Source organism: Microcystis sp. M49636_WE2 (assembly GCF_030065375.1).
GTDB classification, from domain to species: domain Bacteria; phylum Cyanobacteriota; class Cyanobacteriia; order Cyanobacteriales; family Microcystaceae; genus Microcystis; species Microcystis aeruginosa_C.
The window spans coordinates 1-1,558 of the sequence record NZ_JASJFG010000927.1; the positions used below are offsets into that span (position 1 = coordinate 1).

The window sequence follows — 1,558 nt, forward strand, 5'->3', positions numbered from 1 at the left end:
TGGCCAGAAAATATATTAAAGACCCGAAATTATTGAAATTTATCGATATGGAATGTTATTGTTGGTCGGTAGTACCCGCCGATCGCACTCCGATGATTAATGCGGGAATGGTCTTTAGCGATCGCCATTACGGCGGAATTAACTATCCCCGAGGGGGAGTGGGACAGATTGCCCTGAAATTAGTCGAAGGATTGGAAAAAGCCGGTGGTGAAATCCAGTATCAAGCGAGAGTGAATAAGATTATTTTAGATGCAGGACGGGCGATCGGGGTAAGATTGACCAATGGTAAGGAATATTACGCGAAAAAGATTGTTTCTAATGCCACCCGTTGGGATACCTTCGAGAAACTACTCCCCCCGGAATCTCTCCCAGGTAGCGAAAAAAAATGGCAAAAACGCTATCAAAAATCCCCCAGTTTCCTGAGTTTGCATCTGGGAGTTAAGGCCGATGTATTACCATCAGGAAGCGAATGTCACCATATTTTACTAGAAGATTGGGAAAATATGGAAGCAGAACAGGGAACTATCTTTGTTTCTATTCCTACCTTACTCGATCCCTCCCTCGCACCCCCGGACCATCATATCATTCATACTTTCACCCCTAGCTGGATTGATCAATGGCAAAAACTGCCCCCCCAAGAATATCAACAGAAAAAAGAGGCCGCTGCTAATCGTCTCATCGAGCGCCTGAAAAAACTCTTTCCTAAACTAGATACAGGATTAGATTATATCGAAATTGGCACGGCCCGCACCCATCGCCGCTTTTTGAATAGAATCGATGGCAGTTACGGCCCAATACCGCGAAGAAAACTGTTAGGCTTGTTAGGAATGCCCTTTAATCGCACAGCTATTCCTAATCTCTATTGTGTAGGAGATAGTACCTTCCCCGGTCAAGGATTAAACGCGGTGGCCTTTTCTGGTTTTGCTTGCAGTCATCGTCTAGCGGTAGATCTCGGTTTACCTAGTCGCAAAGATTAAAAGCTGAAAATCAGGCTTTTTACCGGCGAATTCGGAAACGGTTCGAGAATACTTGACAGCGTTTCTCAGATGGATGAAGCGCATTTTCGCGACTGGAATTTTTACTTCGGCAAGGTTTAATCTATACTTCACCTTGATGAGAAACGCTGTAGATCGGTTTTGCTGAAGACTGAAGACTGATAACTAATAACTGATAACTGATAACTGATAACTGAAGACTGAAGACTGATAACTAATAACTGATGCTTACTCCTTTTGATTCCCCCAAATCTTTACATTGGCAGCAAAGCTTACGATCGCCAATTATTCGTCAATTGGAGATATTTAGCTTTACAATGCAGTTTTTGACTTTTTTGCTCTGGGATCGTTTAACGGGGGCTAATAGGGGCAAAAAACGGCAAAGGAGAGCGAAATGGTTAGTTGATCGCCTCATTAATTTGGGACCAACTTTTATTAAAATTGGACAATCTTTATCGACGCGAGCAGATTTAATTCCGCTCGAATATATCGAACAATTAACCCAATTACAGGATCGAGTTCCCGAATTTAATAGTCAAGAAGCGATCCGAGTTATTGAAACA

The 1,558-nt window shown here is 42.7% G+C and carries 1 protein-coding gene and 1 pseudogene; both read left to right on the forward strand.

The features are described 5' to 3' along the window. A partial coding sequence (crtH, locus tag PX484_RS21225; RefSeq protein WP_288105401.1) for a carotenoid isomerase occupies positions 1-977 on the forward strand: 977 nt, incomplete at its 5' end. A gap of 242 nt (positions 978-1,219) precedes the next feature. Continuing rightward, positions 1,220-1,558: pseudogene (locus tag PX484_RS21230) on the forward strand (AarF/ABC1/UbiB kinase family protein); the annotation flags it as partial.